We start from the raw sequence: 24,880 nt of genomic DNA on the forward strand, positions 1-24,880 counted from the left end.
CTCATTTAATTGCAAACAAAAATTTAATAGATAATCTACAAGAGAAGATATACGGTAAAAATTCATTTGAAATTCCTCGCTATATCATCGTCAACGAAAATGGTCAAATTCTAAATTTAAAGGCAGAACGCCCTTCTTCCGGTGGTAAGCTAATTGCAGAATTGAATAATTATTTTAAATGAAAAAATCATCTTTCCCATTCATTCACCAACTCAATCAAATGGATTGCGGACCAGCTTGTTTAGCTATGATTGCAAAATATTATGGCAGAAATTTAGATGTAAATGAAGTTAGAACCAAAACACAATTAAACAAAGAAAGACTGTAAGATAAAGACAATTAAGAAATTTTTTGACGTGAATGTGTGGACGCTAAAAGAATAGATTAGAAAGTGCTTATTAGAGTGGATGTATGGATTAAAGGGAAAAGAGGAGAAATACAATAATACCAATTATTAAAATTAGGCACTCTTCACATGTGAAAAAACAAGATAGTTTGGACACCTCAAACAAAACAGATATTGAATTGGGTGTACGCAATCTATTCAACAACAACTATTTGGTTAGCACCAATATTAATGCTTACTATACGGTACAATCAGGTATGTTCATGCGTCCCAGGCAAGTTACTGCTGCTATTCGATATACATTTTAAGGCTGGCAATGCATTATGGAAATTTACGTAGTAGTGTTAATCGCAACAATACCTCTAACACCACCAATACCAATGCAGCTAATACAAACCACTGAAATTGCTCGGTATAACGCTTATAGGTAGTAACGGTAATATTGCTTTTTTCTAACCCATCAATACTTTTATAAATATTTTGTAAGGCAGCATTATTGGTAGCGTGATAATATTGTCCACCGGTTTCGGCAGCTAGTTGTTTTAATAATCCTTCATTAAAATCTAACGGACCTGAATTGCTGTTATTAATGATATTATGGTTATCATCTACCCGATTGGCATTACTGCCTACGCCTATTGTATAAACTTTAATGCCATATAACTTTGCCATATTAAGGGCCACATCAGGTGGTATTTGCCCGCCGAAATCCACTCCATCGGTTAATAAAATAATTACCTTGCTTTTGTTGGTGCTATTGCGTAATCTATCAACACTGGTAGCTAATCCCGAACCAATAGCCGTTCCTTCTTCTTGCAAATAACCGTTTTGAATATTGTTAATTTGACTTAATACCGCATTATGATCAACCGTTAATGGGCATAACGTAAAACTTTGACTACTAAAAATTACAACGCCTATTTCATCACCGGGCCTGTTTTCAACAAACTCGGCTGCTACTTTTTTAGCGGCCTCTAATCGGTTAGGTACAAAGTCTTGTTCCGTCATACTACCACTAATATCAATACACAATATTATATCAATACCTTTTCCATTAATTTGTTGTTTGGTAAACTGTTGTCGTGGACGTGCTAAAGCAATAATAATAGCACTGAGCGCTAATAAGCGTAAAACAAAAGGCAGATGTTTTAAATTAGATTTTATACCGGCTGTTCCCTTTAAAAAATGCGTGGTAGTAATACGAACGGCAGGTATTTGACGATGAAAAGTTTTTATATACCAATATATCAAATACGGAATAATGAGTAACAGGGGTAACACCCATGGATAAGCAAATTCAGTATGTTGAAGCCACGATGACAGCATGTTTACTTGGGTTGAAATGAAAATTGTTGTACGGTTTTAGCCATTTGTTTACCGGCATCAATGGCTGCATTCACCTCATTTTCCGCAGGTTTATATTGTGCAAACTTAACGGCATCGGCCAAACGAAGCATTTGAAAATAAGCATTTTGCACCGGCTCGTTACCTATTTTATTTTTAATAACAATCATATACTCATCGGTAGTATAACTTTGGGTGTTTTGCTGATAGCATAAATCGGTAAAACTTCTGCACAATTCAACTAATTCAGTAAATAACAGTCGGGTGTTACCGGATGAATAAGGGTACTTTTCTTTTAACTGCGCTAGGGCTTCCAGTATCTGTTCTTTCGTTTTTGGCGAACTAACGGGAATGGGTTTCTGTTTGCTACGCTTTCGTGCCCATTGTATAATGATCAATACTATAACTACAACGGTAATGGCAGCTGCAATTATCCACCAGGGGAATGGTTTAGGCGGTGGGGTAACTGAAATAATATCCGTAAAGCCATTGTAATCATTCATACCCGATACATTAGCCGGCAAAACCGTTAAAACAGGTGTATTTTTATTGGCTACTGTTTGTTTGTTGAGAAACACAACCGATAATGCAGGTATCTTCCAACTGCCAGAGTCGAATGAGGTAATGGTTATTTTCTGTGAAAAAATAGTATTTCCATCAACAGTAAAAGTATCAATGGGTTCCCGCTTCACCACTTGTATATGTGCAAAGGTATCGGGCAATTGTAACCATTGCTGAATGCCACTAGGGTTTTTTTGAACATTTTCAACTTGAATAGTTAATTGCGTCTGATTGCCGATTAAGATTTTATCGGGGTTCAGCTTTACTGTAATTTGTTGGCTAAATGTTAGTAGGGGCAAACAAAACAGCAGCAAGCCAAACCATTGTTTACGCTTGAACAATGAGATATGGTTAATAACGGTACACAATTGCTGTATATAATAATAAAATTGACTCATGCCCTTTGAATAAAGAATTGCTGCAGAATTTTAACGTAATCTTGTCCGGTAGCTATTTGTAGCAAATCGGCACCGGCGGTTTTGAATACTTTTTTTACATCGTGTTGTATTTTGGAAAATTGTGCGGCATATTGTTGACGCACGGCTTTACTGGCGGTATCTAACCATAATTGTTCGCCTGTTTCGGGATCTTCAACCACTACTAATCCCATATTGGGCAAGGCTACATCCAATGCATCATATACCTGTACCCCAATTACATCGTGCCGGCGGGCAGCTATACGTAAGGCCTCTTCATAACCTTCATCGGCAAAATCGCTTAATAAAAAAACAATGCTTTTATGGCGTGTAATATTGTTTAAATATTGCAAGGCTTTTACAATATTGGTTTGTTTATGCATGGGTTGCAATGACACCAATTCGCGAACCATGAACAATGCATGTTGTCTTCCTTTTTTAGAGGGGATAAACTTTTCAACCCTGTCGGTAAAAAATAATAATCCGGTTTTATCATTGTTGTTCAGTGCACTAAAAGCCAATACAGCAGCCATTTCGGTAATTAAATCTTTTTTAAACTGTTGCTGTGTGCCCATTAAGTTACTGGCACTGGCATCTACCAGAATAAACACTTCCAGTTCGCGTTCTTCTTCAAAAACTTTAGTAAATGTATCATTCATGCGGGCACTAACATTCCAATCAATAAACCGAATATCATCGCCTGCGCTGTATTCTTTCACTTCTTTAAAAGCCATTCCTCTGCCTTTAAATGCCGAATGATATTCACCCGTAAATAAGCGATTGGTTAACCGCTTACTTTTTATTTCCAGTTCACGTACTTTTTTTAATAATTCGGCTGCTTCCATACTCAATATTTAACAAACAGATGAGGGTTTACATACTAGGGTACCTGAATGGTAGCCAACATGGTATCAATAACTGATTCGGTAGTGGTATTTTCAGCTTCAGCCTCGTAAGTTAAACCAATACGGTGACGCAACACATCTTTAGCTATTGCTTTAATATCATCGGGAATAACGTAGCTTCGTTTGTGTAAAAAGGCAACTGCTTTAGCCGCCAATGCTAAATTGATGCTGGCACGTGGCGAACCACCATAACCAATCATGGGTTTTAATTTACTTAAGCCATATTGTTCGGGATAACGGGTTGCAAACACTAAATCGAGAATGTAATTTTCTATTTTTTCATCCATATAAACCTTCCGAACTAAATTACGGGCAGTTAATATTTCTGAAACATCTACCACCGGTTGAATAGTAGGTAATTCCATGCCTTGCACTTGCTGGCGTATAATAAGTTGTTCTTCCTGTTTATCGGGATAACCCACCATTACCTTCAACATAAAACGGTCAACCTGTGCTTCGGGTAAAGCATAGGTACCTTCTTGCTCTAACGGATTTTGAGTAGCCAACACCAAAAAAGGCGATGGCAGTGGATATGTTGTTTCGCCAATGGTTACCTGTTTTTCCTGCATGGCCTCTAACAAAGCACTTTGCACTTTAGCAGGGGCGCGGTTAATTTCATCGGCCAAAATAAAATTGGCAAATATGGGCCCTTTGCGAACCAGGAATTCATTTTTGGGTTGGTTATAAATCATGGTGCCAATAACATCGGCAGGTAAAAGGTCGGGGGTAAATTGTATGCGGCTAAACTGGCCATTTACCGCTTGTGCCAGCGACTTGATGGTAAGGGTTTTGGCCAGGCCGGGAACCCCTTCTAACAACACATGACCATTGCTGAGTAAGCCAATCAATAGTCGGTCAACCATATATTGTTGGCCCACAATCACTTTTGCCAGTTCTACTTTAATACGATCGATAAATTGGGCGTGTAATTCAATTTGCTGATTCATTTCCTGAATGGATTCGGGTGTGTGCATGGGCTATTTTTATGAGGTGAAAATACAAACTGCCCCGCATAAGGGCATGATTCCTATTTTTAATTGTGAATATTTTAGGGCAATACGGTACATTGGCTTCAAATTTAATTGTAAATAGGCATGCATCAAACATAAAAATCATGCCATTTGTTAAGGTTATATCCTATTTCATAAACACATGAATAATTAAATATCTTCGCAGCCTATGCCTACTGAATTTGCGCACGACAAGATTGTTCCCGACCAGCAAAGTACCCTGCATAAAAAAGAACAGGTAGCTGAAATGTTTAACAATATTGCGGGGAAATATGACTTTCTGAACCGTTTTTTAAGTGGTGGAATTGATATTATTTGGCGTAAAAAAGCCATTCAACAATTAAAAGCCCTGCAACCTCAAACTATTTTAGATGTAGCAACCGGCACTGCCGATGTGGCTTTAATGACCTATGCAAGACTGAAACCCCAAAAAATTATAGGGATTGATATAAGTGAGGGAATGTTAAACCTGGGCAAACAAAAAATTGAAAAAGCCGGCCTTTCCAATAACATTATTCTACAACAAGGCGATAGTGAACATATTGATTTTGAAGATAATAGCTTTGATGCCATTACCGTTTCGTTTGGGGTACGCAATTTTGAAAATTTGTTAAAAGGTTTACGGGAAATGCACCGGGTATTAAAACCTGGCGGTAAAATTGTAATACTGGAATTTTCAAAACCCCGGTGGAAACCGTTTCAAATGATTTATAATTTATATCTTAGCATAATAGCACCGGCATTTGCACAATTATTTTCGAAAAATAAAAAAGCGTACAAATACCTGAACAATAGTGTTCGAGCCTTTCCGGAAGGTAAACAATTTTTAACCATTATGCATGAAGCAGGATTTACCCAAACGTATTTAAAACCCCTTAGTTTAGGTATATGCACCATTTATTGCGGTTCAAAATAATTTTTTATTTTCTGCCGGTCTTCTTTGTATTACAGGCTTCGGCCCAAAGGGAAATTTATCGTCCTTACCACGATGATATGCCCTATTATTTTGGTTTAACGTTGGGCTATAATTCCTCTTATCTGCATCAGTTAAAATCAAGCCACTTCATGGCGAATGATAGTGTGTTAACCGCTGAACAAGGTTCAACCGGCGGTATTTCATTGGGCTTGCTGGCCACAGGCCGCCTTAGCGACCACTTTCAAATTCGATTTAACCCAACACTTTTTTTGGGGGGTTCACGTTATTTTTCCTACACATTAGGCAGTACGCAACCTAACGAAGCAAAGGAACAAAAACAAACCTTACCTACTACTATAGTAAGTATGCCCGTACATTTTAAGTTTAACTCTGACCGTATTGATAATTTCAGAACTTATTTATTATTTGGCGTTAAGTTCGACACGGATTTATCGAGCAACTCTGCACTGCGCAATGTGCCAGACATTATTAAACTACGCAAAAACGACTTTGGGCTGGAAGGCGGCTTAGGTTTTAATTTCTTTTTGCCTTTTGTTACCATATCGCCCGAAATAAAATTTAGCTATGGCTTAACCAATTTGCTGATTCCGGACCCCAACTTAAAATACGCCAGCGTTTTTCAACAACTGCAATCACGCATGATTGTTTTCTCCATTCATTTTGAAGATTAAAAATCGAATGTTCGTCGGGCTAAATTCCAACGCATGCCCAGCATTATGATGTTTGAAGTAAAATCGGGTTGGTTCACAACTTTGTACTTTCTAATAGTGCCGGTAACATCAAAAAACAAATTGGGAATTAACTCATATGTAACCGTTGCAGAAACCATAGCAGTTTTGGCCAATAAACCACTACCAATGTGGAAACCATAATCGCTAATACGATTGGAGGTATAAAATTCAAAGGGATTAGCACCAAAGTTATAACCTGCAGAATCCAAGCCCTGTTCAATATACATGGCTTTGGCAGTAAGTTGTAAACGATTAATGGGTTGATATTTAATAACCCCTAAAAACTCACGCAAATTGGCACCTAAAGGATGTGCCAGTGGCTGATTGTAATGTGTAAAAGAACCAACTGAATCGTAATGCGAATACACAAATGGCCTAATTAAATTTACCTCACCCTGTACATCTAAATTTTTTATTCCAAACACATCAATTGATTTAAAGCCTAATTGCAATGCTTGTTTATTGGCATAGTAACCATCCCTATACCTTAACACTTCCTTCATTACAAATTCATTAATAATGATTTGGCTATACAATTGAGTGTTTTTAAATACATTGGCCTTAATGTTTCCACCCAAAGTAACCTTATCGGGGCTACCCAACTGTTGCTCAACAGAACGATAAAAAATAATAGGGTTCAAATAATTCAAATCGAAGCCCGAAGAACGACCAAACATTACATCTTCAAACAACCCAATATTTAACCATTTGGTAGCTTGAAAATCTAAGTAGTGCAAAGTCATATACTTCTGCGGACGCAAATAATCGGGACCACGCTGGTAACTGGAAACAAGTTGTGCAAACAAATTATAGTATTGGAATTTCCAGAAACGGGTATTGATTTTTAAGAATAGCATATCGTTGCTACCATCACTTAAAATTAAACTGCGAATACCATTGCCTATAAATACTTTATCGTATGCAAATTGAAAATCGATGGACTTACCGGCTTTAAACATAATACCCCCACGTGCATCAAAATAATCGAACCCATCGGTTTGATAATTTTTATAATAACCGGCACCGGGCACAGCCTGGTATTTTTGTGCATATTGCTGCACATACAAAGGATCACGTTCCTGATTGGTGGTAAAATAAGAATAATAACCAATACCTTTTGAAAGCGTACCACGCAAATAAAAACCACGCCTATTCATGAATAATGGATGATTTAAATTGTTATCGTGGCCAAGTTCTAAATCTAATAAAGGAGAAATGTATGCAGAAAAATCGCCCCGCTTCACCCCTATATAAGCAGGATTATTTTTAATGGAAGAAGTGAACAAGTTTTTGAGTGGAATTGTTGTATCACCTAAGCCGGGACGCCAATCGAAATTATCTTTTAGTACCAGGTTTAAATTATATTCATCTACCTTAGATAAGTGAATTTTTCCGGCAGCAGCTAACGCTTGAATATAATATAATCTATCGGTAACGGTTTTGCGTTCAAAGGGTTTTACGGCCGAAAAGTTTAAAACTGAATCGGTACGTAATTTTAATTCTAAGCGAGTTAACAAATCGTATTGGCGGCTACCCAAGGGAACATAATCGGATTGCGACCAAGCATTGATAACACACATCAATAGAAGGGGCAGGGCTACATAACGCAAACATTTCATAATCTTGCTGAATTATTTGAAACAAAAATAATGGAACATGCACACATACCTTATTAAAAACGGCTATATTATTAATGAAGGCAGAAAATATTATGCCGATTTATTGATAAAAGACGGAAGAATTGAAAAAATAGCGCCAAACATTGATACGAAGTTTGCCGTAAAAGAAATTAATGCGGAAGGCTTATACGTTTTACCGGGATGCATTGACGACCAGGTACATTTTCGGGAACCGGGATTAACCCATAAAGCGAATATACAAACGGAATCAACCGCTGCTGTGGCCGGTGGTGTTACCAGTTTTATGGAAATGCCGAATACCAATCCCCCTGCATTAACGCAGGAATTGTTAGAAGAAAAATACATGATAGGCAGTCAACATGCATTAGCCAATTACTCTTTTTTCATGGGTACCTCAAACGATAATTATGATGAGGTAATGAAAACCAATGAAAAAAAACAATCTATTTGTGGCATTAAAATTTTTATGGGTTCATCTACCGGTAATTTATTGGTCGATAATCCATTAACGCTTGAAAAAATATTTAGCGGTTGCGAAGTATTAATAGCCACCCATTGCGAAGAAGAAAAAATGATAAAAGAAAACTTACAGGCTTTGCAACAACAAAAAACACTTACGGCAGCCGATCATCCTATCATTCGCAATGATGAAGTTTGTTTTGAATCATCATGGAAAGCCATACAATATGCCCAAAAATTTGGTAGTCGATTACACATCCTACATATTTCAACAGCCAAAGAGTTGCAACTATTTACCAATTTAATTCCGCTTAAAGAAAAGAAAATAACGGCTGAAGTTTGTGTACACCATTTGCATTTTACTGCTGATGATTATGAACAAATGGGCAATTTAATTAAATGCAACCCCGCTATTAAAGCACCTCATAATAAAGCAGCATTATGGGAAGCATTATTAGATAATCGGTTAGATGTGATTGCCACCGACCATGCCCCACACACCTTAGCAGAAAAAGGATTTATGCGCGATGCACAAACCGGAAAGCTGGTTTGCAATAATGCTGATTATTTGCATGCACATGCCGGCTTGCCATTAGTTCAACACAGTTTATTGTTAATGCTATACTATGTTCAGCAAGGAAAAATTAGTATTGAAAAAGTAGTGGAAAAAATGAGTCATGCAGTAGCCGACTGTTTTCAAATTAAAGAACGCGGCTATTTACGGGAAGGATACTTTGCCGATGTTGTATTGGTAAACCCACAACAAGGCATTACCGTTACAAAAGATAATTTGCTGTATAAATGCGGATGGAGTCCACTGGAAGGTACCACTTTCCCAATGCAAATAGATAAAACTTTTGTAAACGGACACTTGGTTTATGCAAATGGCAGCATTGATGCATCTGTAAAAGGTATGCGTTTGGCATTTAACCGTTAACAAACCATGAAAACCTAAAATTTTCCCTAACTTTCACCTATGCAGGTAGATGATATAACTTTACGCGACCTAAGTATTATAGGTAACAATGATACTATTGCCATTTGGCAACAATTGAATTTTACGCACACGGATGGTGGAAGGATTCTATTAAAGAAAATTTTACAACAACCATTAGGCAGTATTGGTGCCATACAGGACACACAAAACACCATACAACAATTGGTTAAAATTAGCGGACAATGGCCAACCACCATTACCAATGGAACAATTATGGTGTTAGAAAAATTTTTTGAAACACCGGTAGATAGTTTTAACCCTAAACCCGATGCCTTTTCTGCCTGGATGTATGCTACTTTTAAAAAGCCTGATTATTCCCTCATAAAATATTCTGTTGAACATAGTATTCATTTTTTGCAGGGGTTGCAACAAATTGTTACCCTGCTATCACCTGCCACCAGCAAGCAACTACAAAAATGGATAGAGAAAATTAACTTGCACCTTAGCAAGCCCATGGCACAAGAAATGTTGCTGTTCAACAATGAAAAGCCATTAGGAAAAGCTACTATATTAAGTTACGGTTACTTTGTGCAACACCATTTTAAAAATGCATTAGATGAGTTAATTGAAATTTATAGTCAGTTAGATGCCTACCTAAGCTTAGCTATAGCCACACAACGTTATCAATTGCACTTTCCTGAATTTAAATCCATGAATGGGCCCTTTATACAGGCTACTGATTTATTTCATATACAATTGCCTACCCCCGTACCTTACAATGTAACCATTACCCCACAAAGCAATTTTGTTTTTTTAACCGGCGCCAATATGGCCGGTAAAAGCACTTTTATTAAAGCAGTGGGTTTATGTGTATATTTAGCACATTTAGGCATGGCAGTGCCTGCCGCGTCAATGCAACTCAGTTTCTTTAATGGATTAATCAGCAATATTAATTTAACAGATAGCCTTACACAAGGTGAAAGTTATTTTTTTAAAGAAGTACAACGCATTAAAAATACCATTGAAAAAATTACAGATGGACACAATTGGTTGGTGTTAATAGATGAATTGTTTAAAGGTACCAACCAGCAAGATGCCGTAAAGTGCAGTATTTCAGTAATAGAAGGCCTTCGAAAAATTAATAATTCACTCTTTATTTTATCCACTCATCTTTATGAAATTGGGGAAGAACTCAAAACCTATCCTAATATACAATTCAAATATTTTGAAACCAGCATAGAAAACGAACAACTGATTTTTAGCTATCAGTTAAAAGACGGCATTAGCAACGACCGATTGGGCTATTTAATTATGCGTAAAGAAGGAGTTGTTGATTTATTGAATAAGTTGTAACAGGTATTGATTTTTGTTTTAAATTAGTTTCCGAAAAATTAACATATATTGAAAATATAGTGTGAAGCAATTAATCATGGTTGCGTAAACCACTACCAATACCCTGTTGTATATGCTGGTAAAAACCTATGGAAGCGCCGTTTATGGTGTTGATGCCATCACCATCACCATTGAAGTAAACATTAGCAGTAGCGGCGAAATAAAATACTTTATTGTGGGGCTACCCGACAATGCCGTAAAAGAAAGCTTACAACGTATTGAAAGTGCTATTAAAACCAACGCATACAGAATGCCCCGTATGCGCTTGGTGGTAAATATGGCCCCCGCCGATATTAAAAAAACAGGTGCAGCATTTGATTTACCTATTGCCATTGGCGTTTTAGGTGCTACGGAACAAATAATTAATCCCGACGCACTTAAAGATTATATCATAATGGGGGAATTAAGTTTGGATGGTACCATTCAACCCATTAAAGGCGCCTTACCCATTGCCATACAAGCCCGCAAAGAAGGATTTAAAGGGTTAATTGTTCCATTAGCCAATGCTCGTGAAGCGGCTATGGTGAATCATTTACAGGTATATGGTGTACAGCATATTAATGAAGTAGTAAATTTTTTTAATGAAAACAGCAATGCAAAACCGTTAGTTGTAAATACCAGAGATGATTTTTTTACGGAACAAAATAATTTTGAATTTGACTTTAGTGATGTAAAAGGCCAGGAAAATATAAAACGGGCATTAGAAATTGCTGCAGCAGGTGGCCACAATGCCATATTAATTGGCCCGCCAGGTGCAGGAAAAACCATGTTGGCTAAACGCTTGCCTACGATACTGCCCCCTTTAACCTTACAAGAAGCTTTAGAAACAACGAAAATACATAGCGTTGCAGGTAAATTACCGGAACATGCATCTTTAATTTCGCAAAGGCCATTCCGTTCACCACACCATACCGTTAGTGATGCTGCCTTGGTGGGTGGTGGTGGAAATCCGCAACCCGGCGAAATTTCATTGGCACACAATGGCGTATTGTTTTTAGATGAGCTGCCCGAATTTAAACGTACGGTTTTAGAAGTAATGCGTCAGCCAATGGAAGAAAGAAAAGTAACGATTTCAAGAGCAAAAATGGCGGTTGACTTTCCTGCAAATTTTATGCTGATAGCCTCTATGAATCCTTGTCCCTGTGGATTCTATAACCATCCCGAAAAAGAATGCACTTGCGCACCCGGAGCAGTACAAAAATATTTAAACAAAGTATCCGGACCTTTATTAGATAGAATTGATTTGCATGTAGAAGTTACACCGGTTGCTTTTAATGAATTAAGCAAACAAAACCACACTTCTGAAAACTCTGCTACTATTCGGCAACGTGTAATAAAAGCAAGAAATATACAAGCTGAACGTTATAAAAGTTTGCCGGGCATTTATGCCAATGCACAAATGAATACCAAAGCATTAAGAACATTTTGCATGTTGAATAGTGCAAGTGAAGCATTAATAAAAAAAGCAATGGAAAAATTAAATTTATCGGCAAGAGCGTATGATAGAATTATTAAAGTTGCTCGCACCATTGCCGATTTGGAAAACAGTGTAAATATAGAAGCACCGCATATTGCAGAAGCTATACAATACCGCAGTTTAGACCGCGAAGGTTGGGCAGGATAACTTGATATTAAATTTTTGAAATGCTGCTTTAAATCATATTTTTTAAATGATTTTAAAATAACTTTGCCAAAAATTAAGTATTTCGTTGAAGCAAATTGGTGCTATATTGCTTTTAATACCCTTCCTGCTGCAAACTTTTAATCGTTTGCTCATTGTTGCCGACTATTATGTAAACACCAACAGTTTTGCTATACACTGCGAAAACAAAGACAAGCCCATGCTGCATTGTAATGGTAAATGCCAAATGATGAAGCAACTATCTAAAGCAGAAAAAAACGAACAAAAAAATCCTGAACAAAAACTCAATAATAAAGAAGAAGTTTCAATTTTCAATCAACATCATTTAACTCTCTCTATTCCAAATACTACTGCAACAAAACAAAATTTTTGTTCCATAACACAAATCGGGCATCCTGTTAAAATGGCCCTTGCAATTTTTCATCCGCCCGGATAAACCTACACACATACTACTTTTTGTATTCAATTGAAAAATTGAGTTAGGCATCTTTTTACTTATCAAAAAGGTTCAAACAAAGATGAATGCTTTGTAATGGCAATGCTTTGCTTAAAAGCCAAGTATTCCAAAGTATAGGTCATGCTATGTAAAAGAATAGCAAAAGCCATTTATTTTAATCAAACAACTTATCGTATTATATTATGAAAAAAATATTATTTCTATTTTCAGCTTTAACACTCATCATTACATCCTGTAAAAAAGAAGTTGCACCGGAATACAATACATCAGCTACAGGACAACTATCCATAGAATTTGATAATGTAGTAGGCAATCAAGATTTACAACTCAATACCGGCACTTACACTAATGCCAGCAATGAAAGTTTTAAAGTAACCTTGTTGAAATACTTTGTCAGCAATTTTGTATTAACTAAATCAGATGGTACAACGGTTACCATACCGCAGGACAGTTGTTATTTTTTAATTGATGAAAGTATTCCCAACTCTACCATTCCCAAATTAAAAGTACCTGAAGGCGAATACACCAAATTAAGTTTTGTGGTTGGTGTGGATAGTTTAAGAAACACTATGGATATTAGTAAAAGAACAGGAGTATTAGACCCGGCGGGAACAGCAGCAGGTATGTATTGGAGTTGGAATAGCGGCTATATATTCTTTAAAATGGAAGGCACTTCCCCTGCTTCTACACAAAACGGAAACATCTTTCAATATCATATAGGTTTATTCGGTGGATACACCACACCCACCATTAATAACTTAAAAACCATTACACTCGATTTAACTGCACGTGGCACGGCTAAAATAAAAAATAATAAGCCCGCTAATATTCATTTATTGGTTGATGTTTTAAAAGTGTTTAATGGAACCACCAACATCAGTATTGCAAAAAATGCGGTAGTAATGGTAAGCCCATTCAGTGCCAACATTGCAAATAACTATGCAAATATGTTTTCACACAATCATACTGAAAACTAAACTGTATGAAATTTAAAATTATTGGGTTAGTATTCTTTCTTGCAGGTATTATTGCCTGCAAGAAAGAAATAACACAGGCATTTACAGGATTTTCATCACCGGATTATTTTCCAACACCGGTTTATAATTTCAATAATAATCCTATAACGGAGGATGGATTTGTGTTAGGAAGAAAATTATTTTATGATGCGTCGCTTTCAGCCAACAATACCATAAGCTGCGGCTTTTGTCATATACAAACTTCTGCTTTCACACAACATGGGCATAGCGTTAGCCATGGCATTTTCGACAGTTTGGGAACACGCAATACACCACCAATTATGAATTTAGCCTGGAGTCCGTCATTCATGTGGGACGGCGGTATTGCTGATTTGGATTTGCAACCCATTGCCCCTATTACCAACCATGTTGAAATGGGTAATACCATGGATAATGTTTTAAAAACATTACGTAATTCCCCTGTATATCCGCAATTATTTCAAAAAGCTTTTGGTACACCTGAAATTACCACAACGCGTTTACTGAAAGCATTATCCCAATTCATGCTAATGTGTATAAGTAATCAATCAAAATATGATAGCGTAATGCGGCATCAGGCAACATTTACAGAAACGGAAAATGCAGGCTATGCTATTTTTAAAAAGAATTGTTCCGGCTGCCACAAAGAACCTTTGTTTACCGATTATTCATTCCGTAACAATGGCTTATCACCCAATAATATAAATGATGTTGGCCGATATGACATTACCTTACAAGATAATGATCGTTATAAATTCAAAGTACCATCACTTCGCAATCTTTATTATACTGCACCATATATGCACGATGGGCGATTTTTAACGTTAGATGGTGTAATTGACTTTTATACCGGCCAGGTTACCGATGCAGCAAACTTAGACCCACTACTTAAACAGAATGGCCATTTGGGTTTCTCTTTATCTAACACGGAAAGGCAACAATTACTGGCTTTTTTACAAACACTTAACGACAAAAATTTTGTTGAAAATAAAATGCTAAGTGAACAATAAACTTTTTAAGAATGAAAAAAATTACCCTTAGCTGTTTATTGATGATACTCAGCTTTTCTTTCAGTTATGGCTGCGATATATGTGGTTGTGGCTTAGGCAATAACTATTTAGGTATTCTGCCGGAATTCCAAAAACATATTATAGGCTTTCGCTTTAGATACAATAGCTTACGTACCCACCTTGGCGTAGGTGGAACTACCAGTTACTTAACCAACACAGAAAGTTATGCAACAGGAGAATTATGGGGAGGATGGAACTTGCATCAAAATTTACGTTTAATGTTTAACCTACCCTATAGTTTTAATACCAGAGAAAATACTACTACGCACATTCAAAAAAATGGATTGGGCGATATGAGTGTACAGTTATATTATGCACTAATACAGCAACGAAAAACCTTACACCATCATTTATTCGTACAAAGCTTGTGGGTTGGTACAGGTATAAAATTACCTACAGGTCAATACAATCCGGCAGATAAAAATAGCAGTACTCAAAGTACTAACTTATTTCAATTAGGAACCGGCAGTACTGATTTTACGATGAATATAATGTATGATGCCCGTTTACAAGATGCCGGCATAAACATCAGCGCCACCTATAAAATAAATACTACCAATACATATGGATATAGGTATGGCAATAAGTTTTCTACAACAGCGCAACTATATTATAAATTTAGAATAGCCAATTCATTAACATTGGCACCCAATACCGGCATTCAATACGAAAACAGCAGCTTAGATACTGATCAAAATTTTTCGGTGGATGTATCGGGTGGTAAATTACTATTGGGAACAGTAGGTGCTGAAGCCAACATAAAAAAAATTGCATTGGGTGCTAACTGGCAAACACCCTTAACACAAAATTTGGCCAATGGTTTTGTAAAAGCAAATAACAGAATAATGGTACACGTAGCTTTTATGTTTTAAAAAACATGACTTATAAAAGTAATTTACAAGGAAGATAAAGGCATACACTTTTTAATATACAGAATTTACTAACTTAGGCAATAAAACCAAATTTATGCTTAAGAAAAACTTGCTGTTGCTAGTGGCATTGCTTTTTACAGGCCTTGCATTTAGTCAAAGAACTACTGCCATACAATGCGGAAAGTTATTAGATGTTAAAACCGGTACCGTTAGTGATAATCAGGTAATTGTAGTTCGAGATAATATTATTCAAAAAATTGTACCTAAAGCAGACTTTAAGGATAAAGTAGACAGCATTATTAATCTTTCCAACTATTTTGTTTTACCCGGACTAATTGATTGCCATACCCATGTATTATTACAAGGCGATATTACCAGCGATGATTATGCTGCGCAATTATTAAAAGAATCTATACCCTACCGCACGCTACGTGCAGCCCGCAGTGCTGCCATTGCTTTGAATAATGGATTTACTACTATTCGCGATTTAGAAACGGAAGGAGCAATGTATGCGGATGTAGATGTGAAAAAAGCCATTAACAATGGGGTAATTCCCGGCCCCAGAATGTTTGTAGCTACACGTGCTATTAATACGGTAGGCCACTATCCCATTAGCCCTAAAGAATATAACTGGGAATTAGACTTACCTAAAGGCATTCAAGAAGTGAATGGTGCAGATGATGCCCGAAAAGCAGTACGTGAACAATTGGCACATGGTGCAGATTGGATTAAAATTTATGCAGACAGAGGTTACTACCAATTACCTGATGGCAGCTTTAGAAGTTTACCCAATTTTACCAAAGAAGAAATAGAAGCCATTGGTGATGAAACTTTAAAGAGCAGAAAAAATTTTGCTGCACATGCTATGACCAGAGATGGCATTTTAGCTGCAATTGCTGCCGGTTGCAGAAGTATAGAACATGGAAGTGGCATGGATGAAGAATGTGCTAAAACAATGGCCGAAAAAGGTGTGTACTGGTGTCCCACCATATTTGTGAATGATTATGTGGCAGATGGAAGAGCCAAGGAAGGAAGTATGATTAATCAACAATTCAGGGCTGCTGCGCCTAAAATATTTCAAACAGCGCTTAAAGCAGGTGTAAAAATTGCCTATGGAACTGATATTGGTGGCTACGATTGGAACTTACCTGAAGCCAAAGACTTTGAATTTATGGTAAAATATGGGCTAACCCCATTACAAGCTATACAAACAGCTACTACCACTGCTGCTGAACTTTTACAACAAGACGGTAAGATTGGCGTAATTGCACCGGGTGCCTATGCTGATATTATTGCCGTAAAGGGAAGTCCACTCAGCAATATTCAATTACTTGAACAAGTACAATGGGTAATGAAAGATGGTAAAATATGGAAATCGCAGTAAGCATTTGCTGACGTTTCGGCATGGCAACTAAATTGCACGGTTATTGTTATTTGAATAGTTATTTACATTCATTAACACACTAACTGTTTTTTATTGCCACAACATCATATTCATGAAATTACTATTACAATATCTTAAACCTTACAAATGGCTAATTGCATTGGCCTTACTGTTGGCTGCCATCAACCAGGTATTTTCCATGTTCGACCCTTTACTGTTTGGTAAATTAATTGACCGATACTCGAACCATCCCCATTTTTTTGACCGTGCCAAAACATTACCACGTACCGAATGGCAATATATTTATGGTGTATTAGGGTTTTTAGGTTTAATGGTAGGTACAGCTATGGTAAGCAGAATTGCCAAATCATTTCAGGATTATGCCGTGAACGTAATTATACAAAAATTTGGTGCAGCATTATTTACCGATGGCTTAAAGCATAGCATGCGCCTGCCTTATCAAGATTTTGAAGACCAGCGCAGTGGTGAAACCCTTTCCATTTTAACAAAAGCAAGAGCTGATTGTGAAAAATTTATAGGGTATTTTATTAATGTATTATTTGGCATATTGGTTGGTGTTATTTTCGTTTCAGTTTATGCCTTTCATATTCATTGGAGCATTATGCCCACATATGTAATTGGCATTGCCGTTTTATCATGGCTAACCAACAAACTAAGTAATAAAATAAAAACCATTCAAAAACGTATTGTTCGCGAAACAACCACCTTGGCTGGTGCTACTACAGAAAGTTTAAGAAATATTGAATTGGTAAAAAGTTTGGGGCTAACCGATCAAGAAATAAAGCGCCTGAACAACAATACCTATAAAATTTTGGGGCTTGAATTAAAAAAAGTAAAAAGCATTCGTACCATTGGTTTTATACAAGGCACATTTGTAAACCTGCTTCGGCAAATTATTATGTTGGTATTAATGTGGTTGATCTTTAAAGATATACTAACTACCGGCCAGCAAATAACTTTACAGTTTTACAGCTTTTTTATTTTTGGCCCATTACAAGAAATTGGCAATATTCTTTTAAGCTATAGGGAAGCTGAAGCATCCATTAATAACTTTCATCATTTAATGAGCAAAGCCCCCGATCATATTCCTGCCAGCCCTCAACAAATAGGCGATATTGAATCACTAACTTTTGAACAGGTAAGTTTTCAACACCAAACAGCCAATTATAAGGCCATTGACGGTATTTCATTTAAAGTACGTCAAGGAGAAACCGTTGCTTTTGTAGGACCAAGTGGAGCAGGAAAAAGTACGTTGGTAAAACTTTTAACCGGTTTATATAGGCCGAGGGAAGGCAACATTTATTACAACGGCATTAATGGAAACGAACTAAATTTTGATGACTTACGCAATCAAATTGGTATTGTTACACAAGATACCCAACTATTTGCGGGCACCATTAAAGAAAACTTGTTATTTGTAAAACCCAATGCTACCGATGATGAAATTATTGAAGCATTACAAAAAGCCAGTTGTAACCAATTATTGGCAAAAGCCGACAATGGTATTGATACATTGATTGGTGAAAGTGGGCTAAAATTAAGCGGTGGTGAAAAACAACGCATTTCTATTGCACGTGCATTAATAAGGAAACCCCATTTATTATTATTTGATGAAGCTACCAGTGCATTAGACTCTATAACAGAGGAAGAAATTACAAACACTATTAAACAAGTATCCAACGAGAAAGCACAAATAACTGTTTTAATTGCACACCGTTTAAGTACCATTATGCATGCTGATAGAATTTATGTATTGGAAAAAGGACAGATTGTAGAAACCGGCACCCATGAAAGTTTAGTAGCGTTAAAAGGCTTATACTATGCCATGTGGCGACAGCAAATTGGCGAAAGAAAACTTTCTACCATTCACCAATTATAGCAAAGAAAAAACTTTACACAAATACAAAGGCCCCTCCGTAATGGAATAGGGCCTTTTTTTCTACCAAAACCAAACCTCTTAACTGCTTTTCTTTAAATTATAACTCAAAGGAAAATATATTTTTATGGATATATTTCTACCCATATTATAAATACCATGTTCACGTGGATTATCATTAGGGCCGGGATTCTTATAGTCGCCATAAAAATATTTTAATCGACTCAGATGATCCCAATAGGCTAAATTCAACAAGTTATTACCTAATACGTATAAATTAAATAACACTTCACCCTTTTTATTCATCACACTTCCACCAATACCACCGTTTAATAAAGCATATCCGGGTGTTGGTGTTTCTGTTCCATAAGCACTGAAAATTCTATTTTGTGTTGCATAATATTCCAATTGCACTTTTACAAACGCATTTTTTATATTCATTTTAGGCAAAGAAAAATTATAGCGTAACTCCGATATACCATGAGCAGGTGGAATTAAAGGCAAATACTTTTCAGAATCAGCAACTGCTTTACCATCCACCCCTTTATTAATGGCATTTACTACGGATAAACTATTTTCAAAATGAAGTTGTTTAATGGGATGCAAATCAACACTCAATTCGCCGCCCCACAAATTAGCTTTTGATGCCACAAATTTAAATGTTTGATTACCCTGTACTATGACAGAATCACCACCGTTAACGCTTAACAACTTTTGGTTATAAATATAATTGTTAATAACATTATTGAACAAGCTTACTTGTATAACGGCATATTTTGAACTATAAACCAAACCAACATCTTGTTGTAAACTAAATTCAGGTTTTAATTGATCACTGCCAATTTGGTAAATATTGGTACCGGGGTGTACACCATTGGCCGATAGCTCAGCAATATTAGGCGCTCTGTATCCTCGTGATAAATTGGCTTTTACCGAAAGTTTCTCTGTAAAATTATATGTGGCACCTATGCTACCTGAAAAGCCGGAAAAATTGTGTTTGTAAGCTGAAAATACTTTTTGAGCACCAACAGTATCGGCACCATAAACAGGCATATCAAAACCTGTAACCGGGTTAGCATCGGTATATAGTGCTTGATTATTAAATGAACGCCCATCTAATCTTGCTCCACCGGCAATATCTAATTTTCCGAATGTTTTCTTACCTAAAATAAATCCACCAACATCAAATTGATGATAATTAGGTATCACAAATTCGGTACCGTTAGTAACAGTATTATTTTGATACATGCCATTTACTCCTGCAGTTATATCCCAATTATTCAATGAAGGGAAATGATACTTCACATCATAAGTATAAGTTTGTAATTGCAAGTCAAGCCCGGGAATAGTAAATAATTCCGGATGGCTATATTCTCTTCTTCGGCTGTTTTGAAAACCAAGATTTACATCTAAACGGCTTTCACCTAAAATAAAATTATTGCTCCAATACACACGGGCATGTTGCACATGTTGGTGTAACTTTTCAATAGTATAACTGTTTAAATCATGCTCAGAAACAATTTGTCTTACCGTATCAATTTCAGTTATTTGTCGGGTAAATTTCCAGGTAGCACTATCTCGGCTTCCGTCGGGTATTTCTTGCAAATCATCGAATAAAACTACGTTAAGATGTGAGTACCCCCATTTGCGATGTAAGCCCAAGGATGCATTAGCATCTGTTTCGCGAAAAGCAGTACCAAACACACGACCATCTACTTTATTTTGGTAATCAACTGCTTGCTTGTGCGATACACGAGCCATCCATTCAAAGCCATTTTTGGTAGCACCCAACATAGCCGACCCACCAATAAACTTATTGTTGGTTTGATAGTTCAATAAAACATCACCAATCATTTTACCTTCAGGAGCAGGTTGGGTTGGTATAAGGTTTACCACACCGGCCAAAGCATCAGAGCCATAAGATAAACTGGCAGGGCCTTTAATTACTTCTACCCTATCAACACTAAATTGATCAATTTCAATACCATGTTCATCGCCCCATTGCTGGCCTTCTTGCCTTACACCATCGTACAAAGTAAGTATTCTGTTATAGCCCAATCCACGAATAATGGGTTTTGAAACATTAGGGCCTGTTGTTACAGTTTGCACACCCGGAATTTTTGCAATAGCATCAATAGCATTGGTAGCTGTATTCGACAATAAATAACTATGATTCACAGTAACCACCGGTACAGGACTACGTTTTATTTGTGTGGCTTTAGAAGTACCTGTTACAACCACTTCACCAATTTCAGCGGCACTTTCGTTTAAAGAAAAATTAACTGTTACATTACCTTTTAGTGCCACATTTTTTGTTACGGTAGCATAACCAACAAATTTTACTTCTACCAAAAAATTACCAATAGGCAATCCTTTTATTTCATAATCACCATTATCATTTGTAATGACACCCAACTTTAAATCGGGTATGGTTACGGTAGCACCGACTAAAGGTTTATGGGTATTGGCATCAACTACTTTTCCGGTTAATACAGAGGGGTTGGGATTATCAACATGATTAGCCAACAAAATTTGAGGTATTAATAAAACAGCAAACACATAAATCGGCAAAGCCAATATTTTCATTTTTAGCATCATATTTAATTCATTAAAACAATAAAACATTCATTTAACTGCAAGCAGCATTAATATTAGAATGTTTTAACCGGGGGGCCTCGGGAAGTAGCAACTTTTACCGTGCTACTGACAATAGATTCGTTGAATGTGTTTTGATAAGGAGTATGAGAAAATACAGTAAGAATAGAGGGTGAGGTTACCGCAGGAAGGTAAGGCATTACCACTACCACATTATTTACATCGCAACTATACCCTACAGTATGCACAATAGCACCATTTTTGGGCATAGCTACTGCTGCAGGCATATCGGTATGCTTAGCCAGCCAATAATGCAACCATTGCTTGGGAGTATTAGCCAGCAATAGAAGCAAGACGAAGAAAGAGGCCGTAAAAAAAGATATGTATTTTTTTTGCCGCAAGTAATTTTTGTTACAATGTTGCAAATGTAGCGTGTAAAGAACAAAAATTGCTCATAACCCATGTTTTTTTAAAAAAAATAGGATGAACGGTTTGGCAGAATTAACCAACCGGGCAAAAAAAATACAACAAGCAGCATTTACCATTTCAAAATGTCCTATATTTAAGGGTAACTATTTATCCCCGCAATGACAGAACAGGCAATAATACAAGGATGTATGCAAAACGATCCTATTGCACAGCGCGAGTTGTACAACAGATATAGCCCCAAAATGTTATCTGTATGTTACCGTTTTGCACATAATAAACAGGATGCGGAGGATATGTTGCAAGAAGGCTTTATTAAAATATTTACCCAAATTCATTCATTTCAAAACAGAGGTGCTTTTGAGGGCTGGATTAGAAGAATAATGGTACACACTTGCATTAATTTTTTAAAGAAGAATAAGAAATTTAATGAAAGTGTTGAATTGGATTATGCTACGCATCTTTCAGCACGTGAGGAAACCATTCCTTCTGTTTTGCAAGGGAAACAAATTATAGAATGTATCAGGCAATTGCCTATTGGCTATAGAACGGTTTTAAACTTATATGCGATAGAAGGGTATAGCCATAAAGAAATTGCTGATATGCTAGACATTGAAGAAAGTACGAGCCGAAGCCAATACACCAGAGCCAAAACTATGCTGGAAAATATATTAATAAAACGAAAAATTGTGGACAGCCCGAAACCGGAATACAACTGGCTGGCAGTTTTTAGTAAATAAGTGCGGGTATAATGGAAAGCAATTTTCGTAAATATGATGAATTTGAACAATTCTTGCAAGACGAGGTGAAAAACCATCGTATGTATCCCTCTGAGCAAGTATGGGATAAAATACGTACTGAACTTCATGGAAAAGGTTCATGGAAAGCACTTACTTTTATTGCCATCTTCATTATTCTGTCACTCACCATTACTACCATATACAATTACCCGCCCAAAAATATTTTCACCAAAACATATACCCCTATTTCAATTGCCAGTCTTAATTCGGTAAATGGTAAAGTGGGTACTGATGAAAAAACTACTTTATTGGAACAAAGTATCAATCCTTCTGCCTTAACAAATAAAACCATTAATAAAATTAACCAAAACCTTTACACCACTTCATATAGCGAAAATCATGCCACTGCTTTGCATCAATTGAAAGTAGAAGATAAAAACATGATTATTTCAGCTAATTCACTCAATCATACTTTACAAAATGTTTCCATTATAAGTAAACATATCAATGCAAACAATGATTTACCGGAATTAATACCTACAGAAAGTTTTAAAAACAATAGTTATCCTTCTGGCAATACCCAAACAATGACAGGATCAGGTTTTGTATTGTATCCGAACTTTAATTTGCTCAATCAGAAAAACAGAGAAGTGGGGTATAAAAAAAGTATAACAACTACTGCATATAACAATAGCAAACGCATTAACAATGAATGGAAGCTTTCTAAATTTTCCTATCAGTTATATATCACACCGTCAATCAGCTACCGTAATCTGGAAGACAATCAAGAGCGTTTAAACTATGCGCAACTTAGCACTTTTGCACTGAATAGTCCTGTCAATTCTAATAACCTTGTCAATAATAATGTGAATGCCGTGGTACACCACAAGCCGGCATTAGGAATGGAGGCAGGTGGTGCTATTTTATACCGACTCAATAAAAATTTACAAATTAAAACCGGGCTGCAATTCAATATTCGTCAATATTACATTGATGCCTATTGGGCACCGTTCAATATAGCTACCATAGCTTATGTACGCAATCATCAGTTAGATTCTGTAAATATGCTATCGGCCTATAGCAATACAAGTGGTTATCAAAATGCCAAATTAGATAACAAGTTGTACCAAATATCAATGCCTATTGGATTACAATGGAGTTTCTTACCCAATAGCAAAATTGGCGTTGATGCAGGTATTACCTTCCAACCTACACTTACTTTAAACAAAAATGTTTACCTGCTTTCAACCGATTATAAATATTATACCAATGGCGCATCCTTTTTTAGAAAATGGAATGCTAATACCGGTGTAGATTTAAATATTACCTACAAAACAGCCAACCGTACTTGGTTCATTGGTCCGCAAATTCGCTATCAACACTTCCCTACGTATAACGACTTATATCCCATTAAAGAATTTAGATGGGATTATGGCATAAAAGTGGGCTTTACACAACCTATTCGTTAAAATAATACGCGCACAATCACAACTTTGCACATTTTAGTAGGGTTTCGAATAATTTTGCAGCATGAAAAAAATATTACTGCTTTGTACTGTATTGGTTTTTATTGAGATGATAAATGGTTGTCATCAAAAGCAGAACAACAATAAATCAACTTCCAATAATGATACAACTGCTTTTTACCCCCTACATGAAATATTGTTAGAGGAATTGAAGGATGTAAAAAACACACCTTATTTTATGTATCAAATTAAAACTGGCAGTGCACATACAAAAAAGGATTCTTCTGTTGTAAATCCTCAACAGTTCGAATATTTAGCACAGCCATTTTTATCCATTAATTTAAACAGTGATACTTTAAAACCCTATTTAAACGAATCTGTATTTCACGACTTATCAACCAATAGTTACAGCTTTACTTATACCCCAAAATCTAATAATGACACACTTCCAATTAAATCAATCATTGTTTTATTGAATGATGACAACAATAATTCATTAAAAGATATTTTTATTCACAAAACGCTACACAATTCCGATACCGTTATTGATGAAGCACTGCACTGGAAGCCGGCCAAGTATTTTACCATTGATAAAAAATATCTTTTAAAAGATTCTGTAATCAACAAAAGCAAATTGCTGGTAAACTGGCAACATTAA

The 24,880-nt window shown here is 36.3% G+C and carries 24 protein-coding genes; 17 read left to right on the forward strand and 7 right to left on the reverse strand.

Going from position 1 to position 24,880, the window contains the following annotated elements; genetic code table 11:
• The 3 genes from LX80_RS14465 to LX80_RS14470 form a co-directional block, all read left to right on the forward strand.
• The coding region (locus LX80_RS14465) for a hypothetical protein (protein WP_170120415.1) at positions 1-182 on the forward strand (182 nt) is incomplete at its 5' end.
• On the forward strand, positions 179-328 hold the full coding sequence (locus LX80_RS08365; protein ID WP_111295207.1) for a cysteine peptidase family C39 domain-containing protein: 150 nt from the start codon (positions 179-181) through the stop codon (positions 326-328). The genes LX80_RS14465 and LX80_RS08365, both read left to right, overlap by 4 nt.
• A 149-nt stretch (positions 329-477) precedes the next feature.
• Positions 478-654 carry a hypothetical protein gene (locus LX80_RS14470; RefSeq protein ID WP_170120416.1) on the forward strand — a complete coding sequence of 59 codons (177 nt, stop codon included), beginning with the start codon at positions 478-480 and terminating at the stop codon, positions 652-654.
• Between the two features lie 13 nt (positions 655-667).
• Here the strand turns inward: LX80_RS14470 and LX80_RS08370 are convergent, their stop codons facing one another.
• The 4 genes from LX80_RS08370 to LX80_RS08385 are packed head-to-tail and all read right to left on the reverse strand — an operon-like array spanning position 668 to position 4,546.
• Positions 668-1,672 (reverse strand): vWA domain-containing protein, encoded by a 1,005-nt coding sequence (locus tag LX80_RS08370; protein WP_111295209.1) that lies wholly within the window; start codon positions 1,670-1,672, stop codon positions 668-670.
• 2 nt (positions 1,673-1,674) lie between these two features.
• Entirely contained in the window at positions 1,675-2,649 is a 975-nt protein-coding gene (locus LX80_RS08375; protein WP_111295211.1) for a DUF4381 family protein, read from the reverse strand.
• Positions 2,646-3,512, reverse strand: coding sequence for a DUF58 domain-containing protein (locus LX80_RS08380; protein WP_111295213.1), 867 nt, complete (start codon positions 3,510-3,512; stop codon positions 2,646-2,648). Before LX80_RS08380 ends, LX80_RS08375 begins: the two co-directional genes overlap by 4 nt.
• Positions 3,513-3,547: 35 nt before the next feature.
• The gene (locus LX80_RS08385) at positions 3,548-4,546 is read right to left on the reverse strand and encodes an AAA family ATPase (RefSeq protein ID WP_111295215.1); all 999 of its coding nucleotides are present in this window, start codon (positions 4,544-4,546) and stop codon (positions 3,548-3,550) included.
• A gap of 205 nt (positions 4,547-4,751) precedes the next feature.
• Between LX80_RS08385 and ubiE the strand changes: the two genes are divergently transcribed.
• Together ubiE and porT are read left to right on the forward strand one after the other, a co-directional pair.
• Complete coding sequence (gene ubiE / locus LX80_RS08390) at positions 4,752-5,498, forward strand: bifunctional demethylmenaquinone methyltransferase/2-methoxy-6-polyprenyl-1,4-benzoquinol methylase UbiE (protein ID WP_111295216.1); 747 nt, start codon at positions 4,752-4,754, stop codon at positions 5,496-5,498.
• Entirely contained in the window at positions 5,471-6,190 is a 720-nt protein-coding gene (porT, locus tag LX80_RS08395; RefSeq protein ID WP_111295218.1) for a type IX secretion/gliding motility protein PorT/SprT, read from the forward strand. The genes ubiE and porT overlap by 28 nt, the downstream gene beginning before the upstream one ends.
• Here porT and LX80_RS08400 read toward each other — a convergent pair.
• Positions 6,187-7,869, reverse strand: coding sequence for a hypothetical protein (locus tag LX80_RS08400; protein WP_146250435.1), 1,683 nt, complete (start codon positions 7,867-7,869; stop codon positions 6,187-6,189). The genes porT and LX80_RS08400 overlap by 4 nt on opposite strands.
• A 37-nt stretch (positions 7,870-7,906) precedes the next feature.
• Between LX80_RS08400 and LX80_RS08405 the strand changes: the two genes are divergently transcribed.
• The 9 genes from LX80_RS08405 (at position 7,907) to LX80_RS08445 (ending at position 18,998) form a co-directional block, all read left to right on the forward strand.
• Complete coding sequence (locus tag LX80_RS08405; RefSeq protein ID WP_111295222.1) at positions 7,907-9,286, forward strand: dihydroorotase; 1,380 nt, start codon at positions 7,907-7,909, stop codon at positions 9,284-9,286.
• Between the two features lie 39 nt (positions 9,287-9,325).
• Positions 9,326-10,639, forward strand: coding sequence for a MutS-related protein (locus tag LX80_RS08410; protein WP_111295224.1), 1,314 nt, complete (start codon positions 9,326-9,328; stop codon positions 10,637-10,639).
• A 112-nt stretch (positions 10,640-10,751) separates the two neighbouring features.
• Positions 10,752-12,302, forward strand: coding sequence for a YifB family Mg chelatase-like AAA ATPase (locus LX80_RS08415; protein WP_111295226.1), 1,551 nt, complete (start codon positions 10,752-10,754; stop codon positions 12,300-12,302).
• Positions 12,303-12,387: 85 nt separating this feature from the next.
• On the forward strand, positions 12,388-12,756 hold the full coding sequence (locus LX80_RS08420; protein ID WP_111295228.1) for a hypothetical protein: 369 nt from the start codon (positions 12,388-12,390) through the stop codon (positions 12,754-12,756).
• Positions 12,757-12,959: 203 nt separating this feature from the next.
• Positions 12,960-13,754 carry an MbnP family protein gene (locus LX80_RS08425; RefSeq protein WP_111295230.1) on the forward strand — a complete coding sequence of 265 codons (795 nt, stop codon included), beginning with the start codon at positions 12,960-12,962 and terminating at the stop codon, positions 13,752-13,754.
• 5 nt (positions 13,755-13,759) lie between these two features.
• Complete coding sequence (locus LX80_RS08430) at positions 13,760-14,782, forward strand: cytochrome-c peroxidase (protein WP_111295232.1); 1,023 nt, start codon at positions 13,760-13,762, stop codon at positions 14,780-14,782.
• Positions 14,783-14,793: 11 nt separating this feature from the next.
• Positions 14,794-15,714: a transporter family protein gene (locus LX80_RS08435; RefSeq protein WP_111295234.1), complete on the forward strand. Its 921-nt coding sequence runs from the start codon at positions 14,794-14,796 to the stop codon at positions 15,712-15,714.
• Between the two features lie 94 nt (positions 15,715-15,808).
• Positions 15,809-17,098: a metal-dependent hydrolase family protein gene (locus LX80_RS08440; RefSeq protein ID WP_111295236.1), complete on the forward strand. Its 1,290-nt coding sequence runs from the start codon at positions 15,809-15,811 to the stop codon at positions 17,096-17,098.
• Positions 17,099-17,210: 112 nt separating this feature from the next.
• Positions 17,211-18,998, forward strand: a complete 1,788-nt coding sequence (locus LX80_RS08445) for an ABC transporter ATP-binding protein (RefSeq protein WP_111295238.1) — start codon at positions 17,211-17,213, stop codon at positions 18,996-18,998.
• Positions 18,999-19,076: 78 nt separating this feature from the next.
• On the opposite strand, the gene LX80_RS08450 is transcribed toward LX80_RS08445, so the two are convergent.
• Positions 19,077-21,593 carry a TonB-dependent receptor gene (locus tag LX80_RS08450; protein ID WP_170120418.1) on the reverse strand — a complete coding sequence of 839 codons (2,517 nt, stop codon included), beginning with the start codon at positions 21,591-21,593 and terminating at the stop codon, positions 19,077-19,079.
• Between the two features lie 53 nt (positions 21,594-21,646).
• Complete coding sequence (locus tag LX80_RS08455) at positions 21,647-21,991, reverse strand: hypothetical protein (RefSeq protein WP_146250437.1); 345 nt, start codon at positions 21,989-21,991, stop codon at positions 21,647-21,649.
• Between the two features lie 216 nt (positions 21,992-22,207).
• Between LX80_RS08455 and LX80_RS08460 the strand changes: the two genes are divergently transcribed.
• From LX80_RS08460 to LX80_RS08470, 3 genes are all read left to right on the forward strand, one after another.
• Positions 22,208-22,756 (forward strand): RNA polymerase sigma factor, encoded by a 549-nt coding sequence (locus LX80_RS08460; RefSeq protein ID WP_245898024.1) that lies wholly within the window; start codon positions 22,208-22,210, stop codon positions 22,754-22,756.
• 11 nt (positions 22,757-22,767) lie between these two features.
• Positions 22,768-24,225 (forward strand): outer membrane beta-barrel protein, encoded by a 1,458-nt coding sequence (locus LX80_RS08465; protein ID WP_111295246.1) that lies wholly within the window; start codon positions 22,768-22,770, stop codon positions 24,223-24,225.
• A gap of 61 nt (positions 24,226-24,286) precedes the next feature.
• Positions 24,287-24,880, forward strand: coding sequence for a hypothetical protein (locus LX80_RS08470; protein WP_111295248.1), 594 nt, complete (start codon positions 24,287-24,289; stop codon positions 24,878-24,880).

Source organism: Hydrotalea sandarakina, assembly GCF_003254115.1.
Taxonomy (GTDB): domain Bacteria; phylum Bacteroidota; class Bacteroidia; order Chitinophagales; family Chitinophagaceae; genus Hydrotalea; species Hydrotalea sandarakina.